General features: G+C 72.8%; 25 protein-coding genes. 11 read left to right on the forward strand and 14 right to left on the reverse strand.

The window, feature by feature from the left end:
- Positions 1-169: 169 nt before the first annotated feature.
- The 3 genes from VK611_04220 to VK611_04230 all read right to left on the reverse strand — a co-directional run bounded on the left by VK611_04220 (position 170) and on the right by VK611_04230 (position 2,807).
- Positions 170-943, reverse strand: coding sequence for a DUF1996 domain-containing protein (locus VK611_04220; protein HMG40505.1), 774 nt, complete (start codon positions 941-943; stop codon positions 170-172).
- Between the two features lie 152 nt (positions 944-1,095).
- Positions 1,096-2,391, reverse strand: coding sequence for a right-handed parallel beta-helix repeat-containing protein (locus tag VK611_04225; protein ID HMG40506.1), 1,296 nt, complete (start codon positions 2,389-2,391; stop codon positions 1,096-1,098).
- An 11-nt stretch (positions 2,392-2,402) separates the two neighbouring features.
- The gene (locus tag VK611_04230; protein HMG40507.1) at positions 2,403-2,807 is read right to left on the reverse strand and encodes a plastocyanin/azurin family copper-binding protein; all 405 of its coding nucleotides are present in this window, start codon (positions 2,805-2,807) and stop codon (positions 2,403-2,405) included.
- Between the two features lie 133 nt (positions 2,808-2,940).
- Between VK611_04230 and VK611_04235 the strand changes: the two genes are divergently transcribed.
- The 7 genes from VK611_04235 to VK611_04265 are packed head-to-tail and all read left to right on the forward strand — an operon-like array spanning position 2,941 to position 9,757.
- Positions 2,941-3,699, forward strand: coding sequence for an enoyl-CoA hydratase family protein (locus VK611_04235; protein ID HMG40508.1), 759 nt, complete (start codon positions 2,941-2,943; stop codon positions 3,697-3,699).
- Positions 3,696-4,568 carry a CoA-transferase gene (locus VK611_04240; GenBank protein HMG40509.1) on the forward strand — a complete coding sequence of 291 codons (873 nt, stop codon included), beginning with the start codon at positions 3,696-3,698 and terminating at the stop codon, positions 4,566-4,568. Before VK611_04235 ends, VK611_04240 begins: the two co-directional genes overlap by 4 nt.
- A complete protein-coding gene (locus VK611_04245; protein HMG40510.1) occupies positions 4,565-5,359 on the forward strand; it encodes a CoA-transferase in 795 nt (264 codons plus the stop codon). Before VK611_04240 ends, VK611_04245 begins: the two co-directional genes overlap by 4 nt.
- A 54-nt stretch (positions 5,360-5,413) precedes the next feature.
- On the forward strand, positions 5,414-6,475 hold the full coding sequence (locus VK611_04250; protein HMG40511.1) for a nitronate monooxygenase family protein: 1,062 nt from the start codon (positions 5,414-5,416) through the stop codon (positions 6,473-6,475).
- Complete coding sequence (locus VK611_04255) at positions 6,475-7,635, forward strand: acyl-CoA dehydrogenase family protein (protein ID HMG40512.1); 1,161 nt, start codon at positions 6,475-6,477, stop codon at positions 7,633-7,635. The genes VK611_04250 and VK611_04255 overlap by 1 nt, the downstream gene beginning before the upstream one ends.
- Before the next feature lie 12 nt (positions 7,636-7,647).
- Entirely contained in the window at positions 7,648-8,595 is a 948-nt protein-coding gene (locus tag VK611_04260) for an acyl-CoA dehydrogenase family protein (GenBank protein ID HMG40513.1), read from the forward strand.
- Between the two features lie 13 nt (positions 8,596-8,608).
- Entirely contained in the window at positions 8,609-9,757 is a 1,149-nt protein-coding gene (locus VK611_04265; GenBank protein HMG40514.1) for an acetyl-CoA C-acetyltransferase, read from the forward strand.
- Here VK611_04265 and VK611_04270 read toward each other — a convergent pair.
- Genes VK611_04270 through VK611_04290 form a run of 5 tightly spaced genes read right to left on the reverse strand, consistent with a single transcriptional unit; the run spans position 9,754 to position 13,100 of the window.
- Complete coding sequence (locus VK611_04270) at positions 9,754-10,140, reverse strand: type II toxin-antitoxin system VapC family toxin (GenBank protein ID HMG40515.1); 387 nt, start codon at positions 10,138-10,140, stop codon at positions 9,754-9,756. The genes VK611_04265 and VK611_04270 overlap by 4 nt on opposite strands.
- Complete coding sequence (locus VK611_04275; GenBank protein ID HMG40516.1) at positions 10,137-10,376, reverse strand: toxin-antitoxin system HicB family antitoxin; 240 nt, start codon at positions 10,374-10,376, stop codon at positions 10,137-10,139. The genes VK611_04270 and VK611_04275 overlap by 4 nt, the downstream gene beginning before the upstream one ends.
- 53 nt (positions 10,377-10,429) lie before the next feature.
- Complete coding sequence (locus tag VK611_04280; GenBank protein HMG40517.1) at positions 10,430-11,215, reverse strand: RNA methyltransferase; 786 nt, start codon at positions 11,213-11,215, stop codon at positions 10,430-10,432.
- A 25-nt stretch (positions 11,216-11,240) separates the two neighbouring features.
- Positions 11,241-11,969 (reverse strand): sulfite exporter TauE/SafE family protein, encoded by a 729-nt coding sequence (locus VK611_04285; GenBank protein ID HMG40518.1) that lies wholly within the window; start codon positions 11,967-11,969, stop codon positions 11,241-11,243.
- Positions 11,970-13,100, reverse strand: coding sequence for a phosphotransferase family protein (locus VK611_04290; protein ID HMG40519.1), 1,131 nt, complete (start codon positions 13,098-13,100; stop codon positions 11,970-11,972).
- Positions 13,101-13,149: 49 nt separating this feature from the next.
- On the opposite strand from VK611_04290, the gene VK611_04295 reads away from it, so the two are divergent.
- Positions 13,150-14,067 (forward strand): SDR family oxidoreductase, encoded by a 918-nt coding sequence (locus tag VK611_04295; GenBank protein ID HMG40520.1) that lies wholly within the window; start codon positions 13,150-13,152, stop codon positions 14,065-14,067.
- A 14-nt stretch (positions 14,068-14,081) separates the two neighbouring features.
- Positions 14,082-14,945 carry an SMP-30/gluconolactonase/LRE family protein gene (locus VK611_04300; protein ID HMG40521.1) on the forward strand — a complete coding sequence of 288 codons (864 nt, stop codon included), beginning with the start codon at positions 14,082-14,084 and terminating at the stop codon, positions 14,943-14,945.
- 83 nt (positions 14,946-15,028) lie between these two features.
- Here VK611_04300 and VK611_04305 read toward each other — a convergent pair whose 3' ends face one another.
- The 4 genes from VK611_04305 to VK611_04320 form a co-directional block, all read right to left on the reverse strand.
- Positions 15,029-16,234 (reverse strand): ABC transporter permease, encoded by a 1,206-nt coding sequence (locus VK611_04305; protein ID HMG40522.1) that lies wholly within the window; start codon positions 16,232-16,234, stop codon positions 15,029-15,031.
- Positions 16,231-16,902: an ABC transporter ATP-binding protein gene (locus VK611_04310; protein ID HMG40523.1), complete on the reverse strand. Its 672-nt coding sequence runs from the start codon at positions 16,900-16,902 to the stop codon at positions 16,231-16,233. Before VK611_04310 ends, VK611_04305 begins: the two co-directional genes overlap by 4 nt.
- Before the next feature lie 92 nt (positions 16,903-16,994).
- Entirely contained in the window at positions 16,995-18,086 is a 1,092-nt protein-coding gene (locus VK611_04315) for a peptidoglycan-binding protein (protein HMG40524.1), read from the reverse strand.
- A gap of 11 nt (positions 18,087-18,097) precedes the next feature.
- Entirely contained in the window at positions 18,098-18,973 is an 876-nt protein-coding gene (locus VK611_04320; protein ID HMG40525.1) for a hypothetical protein, read from the reverse strand.
- Between the two features lie 101 nt (positions 18,974-19,074).
- Here VK611_04320 and VK611_04325 point away from each other — a divergent pair, with 101 nt between their 5' ends.
- The gene (locus VK611_04325; GenBank protein ID HMG40526.1) at positions 19,075-19,767 is read left to right on the forward strand and encodes a response regulator transcription factor; all 693 of its coding nucleotides are present in this window, start codon (positions 19,075-19,077) and stop codon (positions 19,765-19,767) included.
- The gene (locus VK611_04330; protein HMG40527.1) at positions 19,760-21,175 is read left to right on the forward strand and encodes an ATP-binding protein; all 1,416 of its coding nucleotides are present in this window, start codon (positions 19,760-19,762) and stop codon (positions 21,173-21,175) included. The genes VK611_04325 and VK611_04330 overlap by 8 nt, the downstream gene beginning before the upstream one ends.
- 89 nt (positions 21,176-21,264) lie before the next feature.
- Here the strand turns inward: VK611_04330 and VK611_04335 are convergent, their stop codons facing one another.
- On the reverse strand, positions 21,265-22,029 hold the full coding sequence (locus VK611_04335) for an excalibur calcium-binding domain-containing protein (protein HMG40528.1): 765 nt from the start codon (positions 22,027-22,029) through the stop codon (positions 21,265-21,267).
- A 137-nt stretch (positions 22,030-22,166) separates the two neighbouring features.
- Entirely contained in the window at positions 22,167-23,369 is a 1,203-nt protein-coding gene (locus VK611_04340) for an acetyl-CoA C-acetyltransferase (GenBank protein HMG40529.1), read from the reverse strand.
- Positions 23,370-23,624: the final 255 nt, after the last annotated feature.

Below are 23,624 nucleotides of genomic sequence, written 5' to 3' on the forward strand. Positions count from 1 at the left end.
ACTGCCGGTGGTGCCGGGCGCCGCCGTGCCAGACCCCCTCCAGCCGGCCGCCCTCCCGACCCCGGACTACGTCCTCGGCTACCGCCGTCGCTGACCTTCAGACGAAATGTGCACGGGAACGCACGATTTCCGTGCGTTCCCGTGCACATTTCGTCTGGGGTGAACAGATTCAGGGATCGCCGACGTTGAGGCGGGCGGTCTCCGACGTCACGTCGCAGCGGCGGTTCTTGCGGAGGCAGAGGTCGACCTCCCGGGCGATGTGGTCCTGGTCCCAGGCCATGACGGCGTCGCCGTGGCCGCCGGTGGTGGGGCCGGACGCCAGCGTGAGGGTGGTGCCGGCCGGTGTCGACGGGTAGCGGATGTCGAGGCGCAGCTGGGGGAGCAGCACCGGGTGGTCGGCGGGGCAGGCGCCGTCGTCACCCAGCGGGGCGACATGCGAGCGGTGGTCGTCGGAGCCGAGGTGCTCGCCGTCCCAGCAGGGCGGGAACATCAGCCGCAGCAACAGGAACGGCGACCGCTCGCACGGCTGCGGCTCCGGCGCCGTCGCCTCCGCCAGCCCGCACGACCAGGCGATCGTCGACGGGTCCTGGGGTGCGGTGGCGTCGCCGTCCCCGGCGATCAGCTCCAACCCGTTGGGCGGCGGCTCCACCTGCGTCGCGTCGGCGCCGATCGGCACCCGGTAGTAGGCCTGCATCTCGATCGGCTCGAGGGGCCGGCCGTCGGCGAGCAGGGACGGGGCCCAGTAGGCGCTGCGGTCGGCGACCGTCCGGCACGTGGTGCCGCCGGCCAGGAGCGACGCCGCTTCGGAACCGGCGCCCGTCGTCGTCGCCCCGAAGAAGTCGTGCCGGTGCGACGCCCCCGCATGCCCCGGGTGCACGATCGGATCGTCGTCGCCGGAGTGGCTGTAGGGGCACGGCGTCGAGAACGACCCCTGGTCCGCCACGGTGGCGATCAGGGCCGAGGTGGCCGGGCGGTTCGTCTCGTCGCCGGCCGAGCAGGCGAGGAGAAGGACCGCGATGACCAGCCCCGAAATTGCGTGCGTCCGCCCGCTATGTGCGGGTTTTCGAACGCAATCTCGAGGGGTCACTCACGTGCTCACGGCTTGTCGGGCACCTCGATGGCGTCGACGTCGACCTCGGGTGGGGCGCCCGCGGGCTCCCAGTCGGCCGAGTCGGCGTCGGGCATGTTCTCCTGGTCGTCCGGGATCGGCATGTCCTGGTAGACGCCCGACTCCGGCTTGCCGTCCATGGTCGCCAGCCGGCCGATGTCGAGCGCGCCCTCGTCCGGGTTGCCCGAGCCGGTGCCCTCGCAGGGCAGCAGCGTCTCCAGGTTCGTCGGCGCGGTCGTGGCGAACTCGTTGTCGGCGAAGCAGTTGCCGCCGTCGGCCTCCTGGACCACGCCGAGGTCGGCGAGCCGGGAGTCCTCCACCACGTTGCCCCGCACCACGTTGCCCGACGGCCAGTAGTAGCCGCCCGGGGCCTCGGCGTCGTCGATGAGCACCACGGCGATGCCGGCGATGTCGTGGTCGAAGACGAGGTTGCGCTCGATCACGTTGTCGTTGCCGCCGGCCACGAGGATGCCGTTGCCGCCGGCCAGCCGGGCCGAGTCGATCGCGGCGGTCTCGTAGTTGTTGTTGGAGTACACGAGGTTGCCGACGATCGTGGTCTCGCGCTCGGGCGGGTACAGCTCGTAGCTGCCGCTGTTGGGCACGATGCCGGCCCGGTTCTGCCGGAACACCGAGTCGACGATGTAGAGGTTCCCGCCGGCGTTGGTGCCCGAGTAGCCGAGGCCGTTGTTCTCCGCCACGACGTCACGCATCACGGCATCGCACGGGTAGCACTGGCCGATGTAGAAGCCGGCGTCGGGCGACCCGGAGCCGTAGGAGTGCTCGAACAGCCCGACGGTGGAGTCGAAGGCGTAGACGCCGTAGTCGCCGTTGTTGTGGGCGGTGAGGTAGGAGCCCCGGTAGCCCTCGGCGCCGGTCCAGAAGAAGCCGTTGGTGGTGTAGTTGCGGGCCGTCATGTTCTCGACGGCGACACCGTCGGCCTCCAGCACCCGGATGCCGTTGTCCTTCTCGAACTCGCCGTCGAGGATCACGTCGTTGCGGTCGAGGCCCCGGATGACGATGTCGTCGGTCTCGACGGTGACGGCCTCCTTGTAGACGCCGGGGGAGACCAGCACCAGGTCGCCCTCCTCGGCGGCGTCGACCGCTTCCTGGATGGTGTCGTACTCCTCGGGGACGGCGCGGATGTCCTCCTGCCCGGTGTCGAGCGCTCCGCCCGACGACCCGCCGCCCTCGCTCCCCCCGCCGCTCTCGTCGTCGTCATCGCCGCAGGCCGCGGCGGACACCACGAGCCCGACGGCGAGCACGGTCGCAACCACTCGATTCATCGTTCCTCCCATCACGGTTCCTCGACCACCACGGCACCGATCATCCCGGAGGTCTCCGAGCCGTGCAGCGAGCAGTAGTAGCGGTAGGTGCCGGGCTCGTCGAAGGTGTGCTCGTAGACGGCGCCGGCCTCGAAGTCGTCGGGATCGACGCCCCAGTCGCCATCGTCGTTGGGGATGATGTCGTGGTCCTGGCGACCGTCGTTGGTCCACACCACCTTGGTGCCGGAGGCGACGCTGATGTTCTCGTCGTTGAACGTGTTGTCGAGCACCTTCACGTCGGCCTCCGAGCCGTCGATCGACACCACGTCTTCCAGTTCGCTGCCGTCGTCGGCGTTGTCGTCCTCGCCGCAGGCCGCGGCCAGCGTGAGGGTCGCAGCCAGGAGTCCAGTGCCGACGAGGGAGAGGGCCCGATGCATCCGGCGGAGGTTAGCGGCGTGCGCATAACCAGCGTTACCCGGAGGCGAGCGGCGGTTCGGGTTGTGGCGGAGCGCCGGGGCGCCTACCTTGCGCGCTACCTGACGGGCCGTCAGATCTGGAGAAGCGCACGCCATGGGCATCACAACCGAGGTGCACGACCAGGGGATCGCCGAGGTCGTGGTCGACTACCCGCCCGTCAACGCCCTGCCTGTCGCCGGCTGGTTCGAGCTGGCCGACGTGGTGGGGTCGCTCGGCCAGGACGACGCCGTCCGGGTGGTCGTCCTGCGTGCGGAGGGGCGCGGCTTCAACGCCGGCGTCGACATCAAGGAGATGCAGCGCACCACCGGCTTCGACGCCCTCCTGGGCGCCAACCGGGGGTGCTACGCCGCCTTCGGGGCGGTGTACGACTGCCTCGTCCCGGTGGTCGCCGCGGTGCAGGGTTTCTGCCTGGGCGGTGGCATCGGGCTGGTCGGCAACGCCGATGTGATCGTCGCCAGCGACGACGCCACCTTCGGGCTCCCCGAGGTCGACCGGGGCGCTCTGGGCGCGGCGACCCACCTCGCCCGGCTCGTGCCGCAGCACAAGATGCGGGCGATGGTCTACACGTCGGCGACGGCCACGGCCGCCGAGCTGCACGCCTTCGGGTCGGTGCTGCAGGTGGTGCCCAAGGAGGAGCTGCGGGCGACGGCGCTGGCCGTGGCGGGCGAGATCGCCGCCAAGTCGCCCACCGTGATCCGGGCCGCCAAGCAGTCGCTCAACGGGATCGACCCGGTCGACGTCCACCACAGCTACCGCTTCGAGCAGGGCTTCACGTTCGAGCTCAACCTCTCCGGCGTGGCCGACGAGCACCGCGATGCGTTCGTGGAGGACAAGGGGAAGGAAGGGGAATGAGCGCCACCGTGGTCGGGGAGAAGCTGCTCGGCGAGGACGACGTCGTCGCCGAGCTGCGGTCGGGGATGACCATCGCCATCGGGGGGTGGGGCAGCCGGCGCAAGCCCATGTCGATCGTGCGGGCCATCCTGCGCAGCGACCTGCAGGATCTGACGATCCTGAGCCACGGTGGTCCCGACCTGGGCCTGCTGTGCGCCGCCGGCAAGGTGAGCAAGGCGATCTACGCCTTCGCCACGCTCGACACGATCCCGCTCGAACCGCACTTCCGGCGGGCCCGGGAGTCCGGCGCCATCGCCGACGAGCCGCTGGACGAGGGCCTCGTCCACCTGGGCCTGCAGGCGGCGGCGTGGCGGGTGCCGTTCCTGCCCACCCGGGTCGGCCTCGGGTCGGACCTGGTGCGCGACAACCCGACGCTCGGTCGGGTCACGTCGCCCTTCGACGACGGCGAGGAGCTGCTGGCCATGCCGGCCTTCCGGCTCGACGCCGCGATCTGCCACCTCAACCGCTCGGACGCTCGGGGCAACGCCATGTACCTCGGCCCCGACCTCTACTGGGACGACCTCATGCTGCAGGCCGCACCCACCGGCGGCCGCTTCATCTCCACCGAGCTCGTGGTGCCCACCGGCGACCTGGAGCGCGAGGGGTGCCTCCACCAGCTGCGGATCAGCCGGATGATGGTCGACGGGGTGGTGTCGGCACCCGGTGGCGCGCACTTCACGGCCTGCGCCCCGGACTACGGGCGCGACGAGGCGTTCCAGCAGGCGTACGCCGCCTCGGCCGCGTCGCCCGAGGCGTGGGCGTCGTTCCGGGCCGAGTGGATCGACATCCCCGAGTCGGACTACCAGCGGAAGGCGGGTGCGTTGCGGTGACCGACATCTCCCGTGCCGAGATCTGCATCGTCGCCATGGCCGAGTGCTTCCGGGGCGACGGCGAGATCCTGGCCAACCCCATCGGCCTCATCCCGGTGCTGGGCGGGCGCCTGGCCCGGGCCACGTTCGAGCCGCTGCTGTGCTGCACCGACGGGGAGGCCCGGCTGATCGCCGACGACGTGACGTTCCCCGGGCCCGAGTCGCCCGGCGGCCTCACCAGCGGCGACGGCAAGACCGTGGAGTACTGGAACCCGTACCGGTCGATGTTCGACTGGGTGTGGTCGGGGCGGCGGCACGTCGTGATGGGTGCCACGCAGCTCGACCGCTACGGCAACCAGAACTTCGCCGCCATCGGCGACTACGGGCGGCCCAAGGTGCAGCTCCTCGGCTACCGGGGCGCGCCGGGCAACACGCTCAACTGCACGACGTCGTACTGGGTGCCGAAGCACGGGCCGCGGGTGTTCGTGGAGAAGGTCGACACGGTGACCGGCGTGGGCTGGGATCGGGCGACCGAGCTGGGTCTCGACGGCCCGGCCCGGTACTTCGACGTGCGGCGGGTGGTGTCGAACCTCGGGGTGTTCGACTTCGCCACCCCCGACCACCGCATGCGCCTGCAAGCCCTCCACCCGGGTGTCACCGTCGACGAGGTGGTGGCCGCCACCGGCTTCGACCTGGTGATCCCCGACGAGGTCCCCACCTCCCGCCTCCCCACCCCGGAGGAGCTGGAGCTGATCCGGGAAACCCTCGACCCGCAGAACCTGCGCATCACCGAGGTCCCCGACCCCACCTGACCGGTGCGGGCTCCGGGCTGTCGGTGGTCGGGGGTCTCCCGCTAATCTGACGGGGTGTCAGGTCTCGGAGGGCGGTTTTGTGAGCTGGTCGGGTGCCGGCAGCCGATCGTCCAGACGGGGATGGGCTGGGTCTCCGGGGCGTCGTTGACGGCGGCCACGAGCGCGGCCGGGGGCTTCGGCATCCTGGCGGCGGTCACCATGACCACCGAGCTGCTCGAAGGGGCTCTCGCCTCGGTGCAGGAGCGGACGTCGGCGCCGTTCGGCGTGAACTTCCGGCCCGACCAGCCCGACCTCGACGCCCGCGTCGCCCTCTGCGTCGACGCCGGCGTGCGGCTGGTCAGCTTCGCCGGAGCGCCGACCAACGCCGCGATCGACCGCCTCCACGAGGCCGGCATCCTCGTGATGCCCACCGTCGGCGCCCGGCGCCACGCCGAGAAGATGCTCGCCGCCGGGGTCGACGCCGTGATCGCCCAGGGCGGCGAGGGCGGCGGCCACACCGGGACGGTGCCAACGTCGCTGCTGCTGCCCCAGGTGGTCGACGCCGTCGGCTCCGAGGTGCCCGTGCTGGGCGCCGGGGGGTTCCACGACGGGCGGGGCCTGGTCGCCGCGCTGGCCTGGGGTGCCGACGGCATCGCCATGGGCACCCGCTTCCTGCTCACCCAGGAGTCGACGGTGCCGGAGCCGATCAAGCAGCTCTACCTGTCGACGGCCGTGACGGGCACCGTCGTGACCGTGGCGCTCGACGGGATGCCCCAGCGGGTGGTGCGCACCGACCTGGTCGACCGGCTGGAGCGCTCGAGCGGCGTGTCCCGCCTCGCCCGGTCGTTCACCGCGGCGCTGCGGTTCCGCCGGCTGACCGGCACGCCGCTGCGCCAGATGGTGCGGGAAGGCCTGGCGATGCGGCGCAGCCAGGGCCTGTCGTGGTCGCAGATGGCCATGGCCGCCAACGCCCCGATGCTGATCAAGGCGGCGCTGGTCGACGGGCGACCCGAGGTCGGGGTGCTGCCGACCGGCCAGGTCGCCGGCGTGGTCGACGAGCTCCCTACGGTCGCCGAGCTGATCGACCGCATCGTCGCCGAGGCCGAAGAGACGCTGGCCCGCCTGGAGAAGCGCTGATGGACCTGACGTGGGGCCCCGCCGAGGACGGGTTCCGGGCCGAGGCCCGGGGTTGGCTGGAGGAGCACCTGGCGGCGTGGCGGGCCGGGTGCGAGGGCGGCGAGCCACGGTCGGGCGACACCCGGGAGGGTTTCGCCCAGCACCTCGACTGGGAGCGTGATCTGCACGCCGGGCGCTGGGCGGCGGTGTCGTGGCCCGAGGAGCACGGCGGGCGGGGCGCCTCGCTGTGGGAGTGGCTGATCTTCGAGGAGGAGTACTACCGGGCCGGCGGCCCACCCCGGGTCACGCAGAACGGCATCTTCCTGCTGGCTCCGACGGTGTTCGAGTTCGGCACGCCCGAGCAGCAGGCGCACATCCTCCCGCGCATGGCCGCCGCCGACGACCTGTGGTGCCAGGGCTGGTCGGAGCCGAACGCCGGCAGCGACCTGGCGGGCATCCGGGCCAAGGCCACGCGGGTCGACGGCGGCTGGCGGCTCGACGGCCAGAAGACGTGGACCACCCGCGGCGCCTTCTGCACCCACCTCTTCGGTCTGTTCCGGACCGACCCCGAGTCGGAGCGGCACCGGGGCCTGTCGTACCTGCTGGTGCCGTTCGACACGCCGGGCGTCACCGTGCGGGGCTTCGGGCGGCTCGACGGCGACGAGGGGTTCGCGGAGGTGTTCTTCGACGGCGCCTTCCTCGCCGACGACGCCCTGCCCGGCGGCGTGGTGTTGGGCGAGGTGGGGCAGGGCTGGTCGGTCGCCATGGCCACCACCGGCTCCGAGCGGGGCCTCACGCTGCGGTCGCCGGGGCGCTTCCTGGCGACGGCGGCCCGGCTGATCTCGCGGTACCAGGCCGATCCCCAGCCCCGGCTGCGGGAGCGGCTGGTGGAGGCGTGGATGCGGGCCGAGGCGTACAGCCTGTTCACGCTCGACACCGTCACCCGGTTGTCCGGGGGTGGGGCGATGGGTGCCGAGAGCTCGGTCAACAAGGTCTGGTGGTCGGAGCTCGACTGCGACCTGCACGAGCTGGCGCTGGAGCTCCTGGGCCCGGACGCCGAGCTCGAGGGGCCGTGGTCGAAGGGCTGGCAGTTCGCCCTGTCCGGCCCGATCTACGCCGGCACCAACGAGATCCAACGCAACATCGCCGCCGAGCGCGTCCTCGGCCTGCCGAGGAAGTAGGGGTAGGCCGCCGTGTTCTTCGGGTTCGACGACGACCAGCTGGCCTTCCGCGACGCCGTCCGCGACCTGCTCGACAAGCAGTGCCCGCCCGAGTCGGTGCGCGCGGCGTGGTCGGGCGACCTCGACCGGGGCGTGTGGCAGGCGCTCGACGAGATGGGCGTCACCGCGACGCTGGTCCCCGAGCCCGCCGGCGGCCTGGGTCTCGACGAACGGTCGCTGGTGCTGGTCCTGGAGGAGTCGGGCCGGGCCGCGCTGCCCCACCCGATCGTCGACTCGGTGGCCGTCGCCGCCCCGCTGCGTCCGGGTGCCGGGCTGGTGGCGTCCGACCTCGGTGGCCCGAACGTCCCGTGCGCGGCCGACGCCGACCGGTTCCTGCTCCGGGACGGCGAGGCGCTGCACCTGGTGGAGCCGGGCGACGTCGAGCTGACACCGCTGGAGACCGTCGACGGCGCCCGCCGGGCGGCCCGCGTGACCTGGCAGTCGTCCCCCGGCACCCTGCTGACCGACGACCCCGCCGCGGTGGAGCTGGCGTTCGACCGGGGCGCCCTCGGCACGGCGGCGCAGCTCGTCGGCCTCGGCCAGCGGATGCTCGACCTCACGGTCGCCTACGTCACCCAGCGGGAGCAGTTCGGGCAGCCCGTCGGGGCGTTCCAGGCGGTGAAGCACCACCTGGCGAACGCCCTGAAGGACCTGGCGTTCGCCCGCCCGGCCGTCTACCGGGCCGCCCATTCGGTCGCCACCGGCGCCGATACCCGGGCCCGCGACGTGTCGATGGCCAAGGCCATGGCGTCGGACGCGGCCCGGTTCGTCGGGCGCCAGGCGCTGCAGTGTCACGGTGCGATCGGCTACACGGTCGAGGCCGACCTACACCTGTACCTCAAGCGGTCGTGGGCCCTGGCCGCGGCGTGGGGCGACGCCGCCTGGCACCGCGACCGGGTCGGACGAGCACTCGGGATCTGAGGAGGAGCGAGCGATGGCTGAGGCCTACATCGTCGAAGCGGTGCGGTCGCCCGTGGGGCGGCGCGGCGGAGGGCTGGCACAGGTCCACCCCGCCGACCTGGGCGCCCACGCGCTGAGCGCGCTCGTGGAGCGCAGCGGCATCGACCCGTCCGCCGTGGAGGACGTGGTGTTCGGCTGCGTCGACACCATCGGCGGGCAGGCCGGCGACATCGCCCGCACGTGCTGGCTCGCCGCCGGCCTGCCCGACCACGTGCCCGGCACCACCGTCGACCGCCAGTGCGGCTCGTCGCAGCAGGCCGTCCACTTCGCCGCCCAGGCGGTCCTGTCCGGCACGCAGGACGTCGTGGTGGCGGGCGGGGTCCAGCAGATGTCGCAGATCCCCATCTCGTCGGCCATGACCGCCGGCCAGCCCCTCGGCTTCGACGACCCCTTCACCGGCTCGACCGGCTGGGTGGAGCGCTACGGCACGCAGGAGGTGTCGCAGTTCCGGTCGGCGGAGATGATCGCCGCCAAGTGGGACCTCTCCCGCGACGACATGGAGGCGTTCGCCGTCGAGTCGCACGAGCGGGCGATCCGGGCCCGGGCCGAGGGCCGCTTCGACGCCGAGATCGCCCCGCTGGGCGACGTCGCCGCCGACGAAGGCCCCCGGGAACCGAACTGGGAGAAGATCCGGTCGCTGCCGACGCTGACCGAGGGCGGACGGGTCACCGCCGCCTGCGCGTCGCAGATATCGGATGCCTCGGCGGCGCTCCTCATCGTCAACGAGCAGGGCCTGCGTGATCACGACCTGACGCCCCGGGCCCGCATCCACCACCTCTCCGTGCGGGCCGACGACCCGGTGTGGATGCTCACCGCGCCCATCCCGGCCACGGCCTATGCGCTCGGGAAGGCAGGCATGTCGCTGGACGACATCGACCTGGTGGAGATCAACGAGGCGTTCGCGTCGGTGGTGATCGCCTGGCTGACGGACACCGGCGCCGACCCGGCGAAGGTCAACGTCAACGGCGGCGCCATCGCCCTGGGCCACCCGCTCGGCGCCACCGGTGCTCGCCTGATGACCACCCTCCTCCACGAGCTGGAGCGCACGGGCGGCCGCTGGGGCCTCCAGACGATGTGCGAGGGCGGCGGCCAGGCCAACGTCACGATCATCGAGCGCCTCTAACCCACGGGCACCACCTCCACACTGGCCTTGATGCCCGACGCGCCGGCCAACTTGGCATCGGTCGTCACCAAGGGGACCTCGAACCACTCGGCCAACGCCACGTACATGGCGTCGTACGGCGTGACGTTGTCGCGCAGCTCCCACGCCCGGTCCATGAACTGTCGCATCGGGAAGCGGACGATGTAGGTCTCGGCGTAGTTCTCCAAGGCCTCGTCGGCTCGCCGCTTGGTGATGATCTTGCGGCGTATCGACTTGCGGAGCGAGTTCATGAACTCGACGTCGACTAGCTCAGGAGCGAACAGCCGTTCCTCGGACAGGCGATCACTGGCCGCCACCGAGCCAAGAAGTGCCTCGTACAGGACGGATGCGTCGATGACGATCATCGGTCCCCCGATGCAGCGTCACGCATCTCACGGATCAGCCTGGCGCCATGACCCGGCGGTGGGTTGCCTCTGCGCGCGGCAGCCCGGGCGAAGACCTCGGCGTTGCCGCCGCCGCGGATGGTCTCGCGGAGGACGCCGAGCAGGTACTTGTTGAGCGACTGCTCGGCCTCTTCGGCCTGTCGCACCAGTTCTGCGTGGACATCCTCGGGGACGTCCCGTATCTGTATCGCCACCATGTGTGACAGCTTACAACCGCTACGGGGGCATGGTGCAAGCATTTTGAAGGCATCTACGACAGTCGGTGGAAGGCGATCGCGGCGGCGGTGGCGACGTTGAGGGAGTCGACCGCCGACGACAGAGGGATCCTCACGAGCCGGTCGGCGGCCGCCAGCGCCGCGTCGGTGAGGCCCGGGCCCTCGGCGCCGACCAGGAAGGCGATCTTGGGGGGCGGGTCGGCGGCCAGGGTGTCGACCGGCTCGGCGTGCGGCGCCGGGGTCAGCGCGACGACGGTGAAGCCCGCGGCCCGCACCTCGTCGAGGCCCGCGGGCCAGGCCGGGAAGCGGGTGAACGGCACCCGCAGCACGTGGCCCATCGACACCCGCACCGAGCGCCGGTAGAGGGGATCGGCGGCGGTCGGGTCGAGCAGCACGCCGTCGATGCCGAAGCCGGCGGCGTTGCGGAACAGGGCCCCCAGGTTCTCGTGGTCGTTGACGCCCTCCACCAGCGCCAGCCGCCGGGCCGGCGACCCCACCACCGAGGCCACCGACGGCAACGGCCGCCGGTCCACCGCAGCGATCACGCCCCGGTGGAAGTTGAAGCCGGTGACGGCGCGCACGTCCTCGGCCGAGCGCACCACGATCGGCGCCCGCTGCCCGACCAGCTCGAGCACCACCTGCGCCCGGTTCTCGGCCGCCAGCACCATGCGGATCGAGTACGACGACTCCACCAGCGACCGCAGCCCCAGCAGCCCCTCCACCAGGAAGAAGTCGCCGCGCCGCTCGATCTCCCGCCGCCGCTCGGGGTCGTTCAGCGAGCGGAACAGGTCCAGGGGGTCGTCGTGATCGGCAGCGGCCACGACGGACGAAGCTAACTGCCGGTGCCTACCCGATCCCACGGACGATGGCGACAGCGGCGGCCGCGGCGGCGAACGCCAGCACCGTCGGCCGCATCCACGGCCCGTCGAGCCACCGGGCGACCAACCGGCTGAGCACCGAACCCACGAACAGCGCCGGCAACAGGGCCACGGCCAGCCGCAGCTGCCACCACTCCATCACCCCGGCCACCACCAGGCTCGGCAACGACAGGGCCGTCCCGAGCAGGAAGCACGCCGCCAGCGTCGGCCGCAGCACCGGGCCGTCGTGGCGCTGGTACAGCAGGGCCAACGGCGGCCCGCCGATCGACGTCGCCGTCCCGAAGATCCCCGACACGAACCCGGCCGTCAGCTTGGTGCCACGGTTGAAGGGCAACGACGTCGCCACGACGCTGGTCGCCACCCCCGCCAGCACCACCGCGCCCGTGAGCACCGACAGCTGGTCCAACGCGATCGCCGACACGACCCACGTGCCCACCACGACGCCCGGCGCCCGCCCGAGCGTCGCCCAGCCCACGTCACGCCACACGATGCTGTCCCGCTCGTGGCGGACCATCGCCATCTGCAGGGGCAGCGGCAGCAGGATCATCGTGCCGGGCAGCGCCGCCGGGGCGACGATCGCCAGCACCGGCACGGCCAGCAGGTTGGCCCCGAAGCCGATCGACCCCTGCGCCAGCGCCCCCACGAGGACGCCGAGCGACACGAGCACGTAGTCGGCGAGCGAGAGGTCGACTCCCACCTACCGTTTGAGCGAACGCCAGTAGGTGCCGGCGACGAGGGCGTCGATCGTGCGGCGGTGCATCACCAGCTCCTCGTGGTCCTCCGGCGGGGGGTTCTCGCCGAAGTGGACGGAGCGGCCCGTCGCCCGGATCATCACCGTGCCGTGCCGCAGCGCCGCGTAGGTGAGGAACCAGTCGAAGTCGCGGGGCTCGTGGCCGGTGCTCTCGGCGTACTGGTGGGCCACCTCGTCGCGGTCGAGGAAGTCGGGCAGCCCGGGCATCTCGAACTGGACGGCGATGTCGTCGAGGAAGCGGTGCAGGAACACGAACCACGACAGGTCGAGCTCCCGCGGGCCGAGCGTCGCCATCTCCCAGTCGAACACCGCGACCGGCTGGAAGTCCCGGTACATCATGTTGCCGATGCGGGCGTCGCCCCAGCTCACCACCGTGGGCCCCGCCTCGGCGTCCACCGGCCAGTGGTCCTCCAGCCAGGCGAACGCCCGGTCGAGCACCGGGTAGCGCAGGTCGCCGCGCACCCAGTCGTAGTACGCCTTCTCGGCCTCGAAGTGGGCCCGCAGTGCCGACCGGCCGGGCTCGTCGCCGGGGGACGCCAGGAACGCCCGCTCCTCCGCCGACGCCTCCACGCCGTGGATGGCGGCCAGCACGTCGACGCTGGTGGCCTGCAGGTGGGCCCGCTGCTGCGGCGTCGCCTCGACCACCCAGGAGCCGTCGAAGGGATACGGCATCACGTCGGGCGGCACCTCGCCCTCGACCCGGTCCATCACGAAGAACGGGGCACCGAGCGCGGTCTCGTCGGGCTCGTACCAGTGCACCTGCGGCACGGGCGCTGCGGTCCGCTCGCCGACCAGGCGCATCACCCGCACCTGCCGCTCCAGGTCGTAGGTGGGGAAGATGGGGAAGGCGGCGGGGTCGGGCCGCATCCGGGCCACGAAGCGCCCCTCGCCCGAGGACCAGGAGGCGTCGAACAGCAGGGTCTCGCTGGACACGCCGTTGGTCTCGGGGCGATCGACGTGGTCGACCCGCACGTCGGCGCCGATCTCGGGCCGCTGCGCCAGCCACTCGGTGAGCCGAGCCCGAAGCTCGTCGTCGTCCCGGCGGGACAGTCCCAGGTACTCGTTGTCGTCGGCCACGGTTCCCCCCGTTTCTGACGGTATGTCAGATCGTGCCATCATGCCCGGCATGGCCAGGTTGTGTGAAGGCAGGGTCGTCATTGTGACAGGCGCCGGGAGGGGCCTCGGGCGGGCCCACGCGCTGGAGTTCGCCCGCCAGGGGGCGGCGGTGGTGGTCAACGACGTGGGCGCCGAGCTCGACGGCAGCGGTGCCGGCGACGCCTCGCCCGCCCAGGAAGTGGTCGCCGACATCGAGGCGCTCGGCGGCCGGGCCGTCGTCAACGGCGACGACGTGGCCGACTGGGACGGCGCCCAACGGCTCGTCCGCACCGCGCTCGACGCCTTCGGCCGGCTCGACGTGGTCGTCAACAACGCCGGCGTCGTGCGTGACCGCATGTTCGCCAACGCCGCCGAGGACGAGTGGGACGCCGTGGTGCGCGTGCACCTCAAGGGCCACTTCGCCGTCGCCCGCCACGCCGCGGGGCACTGGCGCGACCAGGCGAAGGCCACCGGCGCCCCCGTCGACGCCCGCATCGTGAACACCACCTCGGGCGCGGGGCTGCTGGGGTCGATCGGCCAGGCCGCCTACAGCGCGGCCAAGGGTGGCATCGCCTCGCTGACCCTGGTGCAGGCCGCCGAGCTGGGCCGCTACGGCATCACCGCCAACGCCATCGCCCCCTCCGCCCGCACCCGCATGACCGAGACCGTCTTCGCCGACGCCATGGCCGCCCCCGACGACCCCGCCGCCTTCGACCCCATGTCGCCTGACAACATCTCCCCGCTGGTGGTGTGGCTGGGCTCCACCGAATCGGCGGCGGTGACCGGGCGGGTGTTCGAGCTGGAGGGCGGCAGGGTGTCGCTGGCCGACGGCTGGCAGCACACCGAGTCCGTCGACAAGGGCGGCCGCTGGGAGCCCGACGAGCTCGGCCCCGTCGTCGAGTCGCTGATCGCCAAGGCCCCACCCCCGGCCCCCGTGTACGGCACCTGAACTACGGTGCGCCCGTGGGGGATCGCACGCTGACCACGTTGGCGACCGGTGGCGGGTTCTTCGAGGGACCGCGCTGGCACGACGGCCGCTGGTGGGTGTCGGACTTCTACCGCCACACGGTCTCGACCTACACGGTGGACGGCCGCGAGGAGCAGGTCCTCACCGTCGACGCCCAGCCCTCGGGCCTGGGCTGGCGGCCCGACGGGTCGCTGCTGGTGGTGTCGATGAAGGACCACCGCCTGCTGCGTCGTTACGCGGACGGCCGCGTCGACGTCGTCGCCGACCTGAGCGAGCACGCCGGCGGCCCCCTGAACGACATGGTCGTCGACGCGGCCGGTCGGGCGTGGGTGGGCAACTTCGGCTTCGACATGACGGCCGGCGGCGGCCCGCAGGGAGCCGCTCTGGTGCGGGTCGACGTCGACGGCACCGTGACGGTGGCGGCCGAGGACCTGCAGTTCCCCAACGGCACGGTGGTCACCCCGGACGGCGCCACGCTGATCGTCGGCGAGACCATGGGTCGCCGCTACACCGCGTTCACGATCGCCGCCGACGGGACGCTGACCGACCGCCGCACCTGGGCCGACCTGGCCGACGCCGAGGTGGCGCCCGACGGTTGCTGCCTCGACGCCGAGGGCCACATCTGGGCGGCCGACGCGTTCGGCGCCCGCTGCGTCCGCCTCGCCGAGGGCGGCGCGGTCGTCGACCGGGTCGACATGCCCGACAGACTCAACGCCTACGCCTGCATGCTCGGCGGTGACGACGGCCGCACCCTGCTGGTCTGCGCCGCACCCGACTACTTCGAGCGCAACCGGGTGGTCGCCCGGGAGGCCGTGCTGCTCACCGCCACCGTCGACGTCCCCCACGCCGGCCTGCCCTGACCAACCCCGAAACTTCGACAGAGGTGGCGCCATAGCGACGCGTTCTGTCGAAGTTTCGGGGTGTCGTGGCCCGGGGCGACCCGCTACTCGGCGCGGACCGCCTCGGCGGGGGCCAGGCGGCTGGCCCGGGCGGCGGGGTAGAGGCCGGCGAGGGCGCCGACCGCCAGCGAGGCGGCGACGCCGCCCAGCAGCGCCGCCTGGGGCACCGAGAACATCCAGCCCTGGGAGTTGGCGTACAGCGCCGTGATCCCCGCGCCCAGTGCCACGCCGGCCACGCCGCCGAGCCCGGCCAGCAGCATCGACTCCACCAGGAACTGCAGGCGGATGTGCCGGCGGGTCGCCCCGAGGGCCCGGCGCACGCCGATCTCGGCCCGGCGCTCCAGCACGGAGATCACCATCACGTTGGCGATCCCGACCCCGCCCACCAGCAGGGCCACCGCCCCGAGGCCCAGCAGCAGCGCGGTGAGCGCCTCGTCGGCCTGGGCCTTGGCCTCCAGGGCGTCGCTGGGCCGGCTCACGCCCACGTCGCTGGACGACGCCGGGTTCGTGGTCTCGGCCAGCACCGACCACACCGACTCCGTCTCGTCCGGGTCGATGCGCACCCGCACGGTGGAGGGCGCCTCGTCGATCCCGAACAGCTCCTGGCCGACGTCGTAGCCCACCATGGCGGACCGGTCGATGTCCGGTGCCAGCGGCGCCGGGTCGAGGATGCCGATCACCTTGAACCACGTGCCGCCGACGAGGACGAGCGGGTCGCCGTCGAGGTCGGTGATGCCGAGGCGCTCGGCGGCCACCGACCCCAGGACCACGCTCGGGTAGCTGCCCGTGGCGGCGTTGAGGAACGTGCCGTGGGCGAGCGTGGCGTCCAGTGTGTCGAGCAGGTTCGGCTCGGTGGCCAGCACGGCGATGCCGCCCGACTCGTCGGTGGGGATGTAGTTGCTGCGCCGGACGGTCACCCCCTCCACGGTCCGGGTGGCGGCGGCCGACTCGACGGCCGGGATGCGCCGGATCATGTCGGGGGCGGTGACCGGCAGCTCCGTGGCGTCGCCGAACATGTTGTTCTGCGGCTGCACCTCGAGGAGGTTGGTGCCGAGGGCGTCGAGCTCGGCCAGGAGGTCGGCCCGGCTCGACGTCGAGATGCCCACGACCGACACCATGGCGGCGATGCCGATGGTGATGCCCACGGCGGTCAGCAGGGTCCGCAGCCGTTTCGACCGCAGGCCCACGAACCCCTGGCCGACGATGTCGCCCGGCCGCAGTCGGGTGGGCGCCAGCGCGAGCGTGCTCATGCCGCCTCCCGGTGGGTGTCGGCGTCGACGCGACCGTCGCGCAGGGCGACCACCCGGGGCGCGTGCGCCGCGACCGTCAGGTCGTGGGTGATCAGCACGATCGTCGTGCCGGTGTCGTGCAGGGCGCCGAACACGTCGAGGATCTCTCGGCCGGTCGACGTGTCGAGGTTGCCGGTGGGCTCGTCGGCCAGCACGATCGCCGGCCCGCCCACGATCGCCCGGGCGATGGCCACCCGCTGCTGCTCGCCGCCCGACAGCTCGGTCGGCCGGTGCGTCGCCCGCTTGGCCAGCCCCACCCGGGCCAGGGCGTTGGCGGCCCGGTCCCGTCGTTCGCTGCCGGGAACGCCCCGGTAGACGAGCCCGGCGGCCACGTTGTCGAGGGCGCTGAGCCCGGACAGCAGGTGGAACCGCTGGAACACGAAGCCGAGTCGCCGGGCCCGCAGCGCCGACAGCTGCCGGTCGTTGAGGCGGCTCAGGTCGGCTCCGGCCACCCGCACCACGCCGGTGGTGGGCCGGTCGAGGGCGCCGATCATGTGCAGCAGGGTCGACTTGCCCGACCCCGACGGCCCCACGATGGCGACCATCTCGCCGCTGACGACGTCGAGGTCGACCCCGTCGAGCGCCCGCACCGGCGGTGCGCCCGGGTACTCCTTCACCGCGTCCCGCATTTGCAGGACGGGGGCGGGACGCCGTGCGTCATCGTCCCGCCCCCGCTGGGGGGAGGCCTCGGGGGTGCCGGTGGTCTCTGTGGTCTCGACCCTCATGAGGCCGGCACCACCACGGTGTCGCCCTCGGCGACGTCGCCGGTGACCTCGACCCAGCCGTCGGCGAAGGCGCCGGTCTCGACGGCCACCAGCTCGGTGGATCCGGCGGCGCTCACCCGCTCGACGGCGAAGCCGCCCTCGGCCAGCGCCAGCAGGGCGTCGACCGGCACGGTCAGCACGTCGGTGGCGGCGTTCGTCACCAGACGCACGGCGACGGGCGCCGAGTCCAGCGTGCCCGCCTGCGACGGGTCGTCGAGCGAGACCGTGACCTCGATGGTCGGCGTGCCCGGGTCGTTGGGATCGCCCGTGTCCTCGGAGGTCGCCACGGCACCGACGGCGGCGACCTTGCCCGGGAGCAGGGTCCCGTCGGGCAGCTCCACCTCGACGGCCTGGTCCTTGGCCACCAGGCTCTGCTTGGTGGCGTCGAGGTCGATGCTGACCTGCCGGCTGGGGCTGGTCACCTTCAGGACGGGACCGCCGCCCGCGCTGCCGCCGACGGCTGTCGGGTGCTCCGCCACCCGCACCGCCCCGGGCAGGACGACGACGTCGCCGGGGGCCACGGCGCCGGTCTCGTCCCGCCCGAGCGACTCCTGCCACTCCTTCACGGCGGTGGTGGTGGCGGAGGTCCAGTCCTGGTCGACGGTGAGGGTGTCGGCGGTGGCGAAGCCGAGAGCGACCAGGTTGGCCTCGACCTGCTCGATGTCGGCGCCGTCGTCGGCGTTGGCGTCGAGCTGGCGCCACAGCGGCCGGCCGCCGAACCACAGCGGCACCCAACGGCCGTCGATCTCCACCACGCCCTGGCCCCGGTCGATCACGGTGCCGAGGGCGGGCAGGGCGGTGATCGTGCCCTGGGCGCCGACGGCCACGTCGACCGGGTCGCCGAAGCCGAGGGTCCCGGCCAGCTCCTCGTACTCCTGCAGGTCCTTCCTGGTCACCTCGGCGTCGCCGGTGGCCGTGTCGGCCCCGTCGGCGCTGTCGGCGGCGTCGGCCGAGTCGTCGAGCCCCCGGACGGCGACGACCGCGCCGCCGGCCACGAGCACGACCGACGCAACTCCGCCGACCAGCAGCTGGCGCCGACGCCTACGCATCCCGGTCCCGCTCACGCGGACCCCTCGTCGTCGGAGTCGGAGTCGGATTCGGGGCCGTCGGTGGTGCCGAGGCGACCACCCTTGGGACCGCCCTCGATGCCGAGCTCCTCCTGGCAGGCCTCCATGTCCGCGAGGTTGTCCTCCTGGTTCTCGGGCGACATCGCCCGGCCGTTGCCGCCGGGGCCGCCCTCGACCCTCACGGAGCCGTCGTCGCCGACCTGCGGGTCGGGCATGTCCCAGCCCTTGTCGCGCATGCACTGGGCCACGGCCCGCTGCTCGTCCTGCATCTGCGCCTGCTCCTCGGGGGAGAGCTGGATGTCGGGCATGACGTCTTCCATGATCGGCTGGCACGCCTCGTCGGCCGCCTCCATCGTCTCCTCGGCCGCCTCGCGGTCGCCGGTCGCCGGGCCGGCGTTGATCGCCACGCCGCCCTCGCCGTTGAACTCGGGGTCCGGCATGTCGACGCCGTGGTCCCGCATGCAGGCTGCGTACTCCAACATGGCGTCCTGGAACTCGCTGTCGTCGACCCGGCCGTTGCCGCCGCTGCCGTCGCTCGACGAGTCGTCGCCGTCCTCGGCGCCGTCGCTGCCGTCGATGCTGGCGACGCCGTCGTCGTCATCGTCACCGTCGCCGCCACCGCCGAGGGCGAAGGCCGCGCCGCCGGCGACGAGCACCAGCGCCACGACCGCGGCCGCGAGGAGCCGCCGGCCGCCGGGGAGTCGCCGCTTCCCGGGACCGTCGCCGTCGAGGTCCGCGAGGGGCGGCAGGTCGCCACCGGGCGGCAGGTCGTCGTCGAACGTCGGCTGCTCCGGAGGCGGGTCGGTCGGTGGGCTCGGGGGGAACGGAGGGCGCTCGGGCGGCCTCGGGTCCTGAGGTGTGTCGTCCATGGCGCCGCACTGTGGGCGCCCTGCGCTGAGAGGGGCCTGAGATCGACTGAGAGAGCTCTCAGGCGGGGACGTGTCATCTGCGTCGCCGCAGGCCACACTCGGTGACCGTGCGAGTCCTGGTGGTCGACGACGAGGTGCACCTGGCCGAGTCGGTCCGGCGCGGGCTGACCGCCGAGGGCTTCGCGGTGGAGCTGTCGCACGACGGGCTCGACGGGCTGTGGCACGCCCGCGAGCGCAGCTACGGCGCCATCGTCCTCGACATCCTGCTGCCCGGCATGAACGGCTACCAGGTGTGCCGCACGCTGCGGGCCGAGGGCATCTGGACGCCGATCCTCATGCTCACCGCCAAGGACGGCGAGTACGACGAGGCCGAGGCCCTCGACACCGGCGCCGACGACTTCCTCTCCAAGCCCTTCTCGTTCGTGGTGCTGGTGGCCCGGCTGCGGGCGCTCGCCCGGCGGGGTGCCACTCCCCGGCCCGCGGTGCTGTCGTCCGGCGACCTGGTGTTCGACCCGATGACCCGCCGCTGCCACCGCGGCGACGTGCCCATCGCCCTGACCCCACGGGAGCTGGCCCTGCTGGAGGCGCTGCTGGGCAACCCGGGCGCGGTGGTCGCCAAGCGCGACCTGCTGCGCACGGTGTGGGGCGACGACTTCACCGGCGACGCCAACGTGGTGGAGGTCTACATCCGCTACCTGCGCCGCAAGATCGACGAGCCCTTCGGCCGGCACTCGCTGCGCACGGTGCGGGGCCACGGCTACCAGCTGGTCCACGACGAGGCCCACGATGCCTGAGGGCTGGCGCCGCATCGCCGGCTCGATGCGCCTGAGGATCACCCTCTCCGCCGCGATCGTCACCGCCGTCGCGGTCGCGTTGGCGGGCTGGTTGATGATCCGCTCGGTCGAGGACGCCCAGCTCGACCGGCTCCGCGAGCGGGCGGACGCGAGCGTCGACGCCGTGGCCGGCAGGTTGGAGGCGGGTGCCAGTTGGGAAGCGGCGCTGGCCGCGGCACCGAACGTCGCCAGCGACGGCGTCACCACCTGCCTGCAGGGCCAGAGCGAGCGTGGCAATGCCGTGGTGTGCACGTCCGGTGCCACGAACTCCGCTCCGCTCGGCGCCGGCGGTTCGCCCCCATCGCTCACCGAGCCCCTCCCCGGCAGTGGCGGCGAGGTCGTGCTCGGGGGCGCCAACAGCGACGTCGTCACCCGCGATGTCGCGACCGTCGCTGGTCGGGTCACCGTGACGGCGTTGGCGCCGTCGGGCGAGGTCGCCCGGAGCATCGACGCCGTGGGCCAGGCCCTGTGGATGCTGTTCGCGGGGCTCGTGGGCGTGGTGGCGCTGGTGGCCTGGTGGCTGGCCGGGCGGACGTTGCGGCCGGTCGAGGCGATCCGGGTGGAGGCCGAGTCGATCGGGGGCGAGAGCATCCACCGGCGGCTGCCCGAGCCCGCCGGCCACGACGAGATCGGCCGCCTCGCCCGCACCATGAACGCCATGCTCGGGCGCCTGGAGCACTCGGCGCTGCGGCAGCGCCAGTTCGTGTCGGACGCGTCGCACGAGCTGCGCAGCCCGGTCGCGGCCATCCGCACCGACCTCGAGGTCGCCCTGCACGAGGGCGACCGGGCCGACTGGCCCACCGTCGCCCGGGCCGTGCTGGCCGAGGAGGGGCGGTTGGAGACCCTGCTGGCCGACCTGCTGGTGCTCGCCTCCGACGACGAGACCGCCGCGGCATCACGCACGACGATGGTCGACATGGAGCGCCTGGCCGCCGAGGAGGCGTCCCGGGGCCGGCGGGTCCCCGTCACGCTCGACTCCCCGCACGCCGCCGGCGCCGGCGCCGACCCCGACGCCTTCGTGGTGGAGGGCGTGGCCTCCCGCCTCGACCGGGCGCTGGCCAACCTGGTCGACAACGCCGCCCGCCACGCGTCGAGCCGGGTGAAGGTGACCGTCGCCCGCCACGGCGACCGGGTGCGGACGGTGGTCGATGACGACGGCCCGGGCATCCCCGTCATCGACCGTGAGCGCATCTTCGAGCGGTTCACCCGCCTCGACGGCAGCCGGTCCCGCGACCGGGGCGGCGCCGGCCTGGGCCTGGCCGTGGTCCGCTCCGTCGCCACCCGCCACGGCGGCTACGTGTGGGCCGACGTGAACCCCGAGGGTGGCGCCCGCTTCACCCTCGAGCTCCCCGCGGCCCACCCGGGGTGACCGGCTGACCGTCGTCCCGTTCCGGCGTACCTCCGCCGCGACCACCGCGGCAGAGGTACGCCAGGTTCATGGGCGGGCCGGACGTTCGGCTACTCGCAGCCGACGCCGTCGTCGTCGCGATCGAGGTGGGGGCCGTAGCCCGGGTCGCCCCGGTGGACCGGGGCCGCGCCCGCGGCCCGGGCCGCGTCGCAGTTCGCGAAGGACGCGCTGGGCGCCTCCGGCTCGGGCTCCGGGGATGGAGGCGGCGGCGGGGGAGCCGGCGCCACCGTCGGGGGAGGGGGCGGGGGCTCGGTCACCGGAGGCGCGGTCGGCGGAGGTGCCGTGACCACCGGCAGGGTGGTCGGGGGCACTGTCGTGGTCGGGGCCGGGGTGGTCGTCGGGACCACCGTCGTCGTGGTGGTCGACTCCGCGGTCGCCCCAGCTGAACGGGTCGCCGTGTCCTCCGGCTCCTCGCCCGTCGCGGCGCCGATCAGCCCGAGCACGAACAGCCCGCCGACGACCGGCACCGCGATCCGGGCCCACGTCGGCCACGACGAGAACATGCCGGCCAGCCCCGCCCCGGTCGGTCGGGTGAACCGGTCACCGGAGCCCGAGCCCAAGGATGGGCCCAACGCCCCCGCCCGGTAGCCACCGGAGGGCGTCCACGGTGGCTCCTCCGCCGGAGGCAGCGACGCCGAGTCCCACGCCCGCGTGGTCGCGGTCGGCTCCTCCACGGGACGCAGCGGCGCCGTCGCCGCCGGATCGTCCGCGAAGCCACCCGGATAGCTCCCCCGGTCCGCCCCCGGTGCCGGCGGGTACCAACGCCCGTCGCTCGCACACCACCAACCCGCGGGCGGCTCACCCGCCCACGTCATACCGGCATCGTCCGTCCACGATGCCCCGCCAGGCCTGTTCATTTTCCCACCTCTGCTGTCCGCCGTGAAAGACGCACAGTAGGGCTCGGCACCCCCCACCCGCAGTGGCAGGGGGTGCCAACCTCACACCGTCGGTGTCAGCTGAGGCGCTCCACGATCATCGCCATGCCCTGCCCGCCACCGACGCACATCGTCTCGAGGCCGAAGGTCTTGTCCTCGTCCTGGAGGGCGTGGATCAGCGTGGTCATGATGCGGGCGCCGGTCATGCCGAACGGGTGGCCGAGGGCGATCGCCCCGCCCTTCACGTTGAGCTTGTCCCACGGGATGCCCAGGTGCTTCGCCGACGGGATGACCTGGGCGGCGAAGGCCTCGTTGATCTCGACCAGGTCGATGTCGTCGATGGTCTTGCCGGCCCGGGCGAGGGCCTGGCGGGACGCCTCGATGGGGCCGAGGCCCATGATCTCCGGGTTCAGGCCCGACACGCCGGACGAGACGATGCGGGCCAGCGGCGTGATGCCCAGCTCCTTGGCCCGGGTGTCGCTCATCACGATCACCGCGGCGGCGCCGTCGTTGAGCGGGCAGGCGTTGCCGGCGGTGACCTGTCCGTCGGGGCGGAACACCGGCTTCAGCGCGGCGAGGCCCTCGAGCGTGACGCCGGCGCGGGGGCCGTCGTCCTTGTCGACGACGGTGCCGTCGGCCAGCGTGACGGGTGTGATCTCCTCGGCGAAGAAGCCGTTCTCCTGGTTGGCCACGGCGAGATCCTGCGAGCGCTTGGCGAACTCGTCCATCTCGAGACGCGAGACGTTCTCGTACTGCACGACGTTCTCGGCCGTCTGGCCCATCGCGATGTAGATGTCGGGCAGGCCCTCTGGCGGAGTCCATGTTGCAGCGCCGCCGCCGGAACGCTCGAGCGTGCGGGCGCCGGACGGCTTGAAGATCTCGTTCGGCGCGCTGTCGGAGAAACCCGCGGCGTACCGGCTGACCGTCTCAACCCCCGCGGCGATGAAGATGTCGCCCTCGCCCGCCTTGATCGCGTGGGCTGCCATGCGAATCGTCTGCAGGCTCGACGAGCAGTAGCGGTTGACGGTGACGCCGGGGACGTCATCGAGACCGGCGAGCACGGCAACGACCCTGGCGATGTTGAAGCCCGCCTCACCGGCCGGCTGACCACAGCCCATGATGATGTCCTCGACCAGCGTCGGGTCGAGGTCGGGCACCTTGGCGAGTAGCGCCGTGACGATCTGGGCGGACAGGTCGTCCGGGCGGATCGTGGTGAGCGTTCCCTTGTTGGCACGGCCGATCGGGCTGCGTGCGGTGGCGACGATCACGGCTTCAGTCATGGAGGGACCCCTTCAATCGAGATTCGAACGGGGCCTATCTTACCGACGGGTAACAACGGCCAACGAAGCCAGCCGGGCCTCGGGTGGTAGGAGCTATTCGCCGAGTTCGCCGTGGCGGAAATGGCGGCGACAGAGCAGCTCGTAGCGCACGATGTCGCCGAACAGGGGCGGTGTGGTGGGGTCCAACGTGTCGCCGACCACCACCGTTTCGCCCTCGAACACGACTTCGCCGTTCACGACGCGGGCGTTGTGCGT

This window comes from Acidimicrobiales bacterium (genome assembly GCA_035316325.1).
GTDB lineage: Bacteria > Actinomycetota > Acidimicrobiia > Acidimicrobiales > VFJN01 > DASXTK01.